This window comes from Paenibacillus sp. GbtcB18 (assembly GCF_019091125.1).
Classification (GTDB): domain Bacteria; phylum Bacillota; class Bacilli; order Paenibacillales; family NBRC-103111; genus Paenibacillus_F; species Paenibacillus_F chitinolyticus.
Genome location: NZ_JAGXJX010000742.1, coordinates 1 through 243, shown reverse-complemented (window position 1 = coordinate 243; position 243 = coordinate 1). Strand labels below are relative to the sequence as shown.

Here is a 243-nt window from a genome sequence, read left to right as displayed (position 1 = left end):
TCGACCAGCTTGCCGCGTTTGCGCTCCCAGCCCATATACACGCCCTCAAGGGGATTCCAAAGCCTGCGCCGCTGGTAAAAATGAAACGTCGTTCCGCCTGGTGCGGAGTACTTCTCGTTTAACGCGCGAATTTTATCCTCCGCAAGACGGACCAACCGGTCATCCCCCGGAAGCTGTTCATCCGGCGCATCCGTAAAATCGCCTAGGAGCGCATAGTGGATGTTGGAATCGCGGTTGGCCAGA

Annotated in this window: 1 protein-coding gene; it reads right to left on the bottom strand. The window is 57.2% G+C overall.

What is annotated here, in order from left to right; genetic code table 11:
* The coding region (locus KVT34_RS30935; RefSeq protein WP_217563365.1) for a hypothetical protein at nt 1-243 on the bottom strand (243 nt) is incomplete at both ends.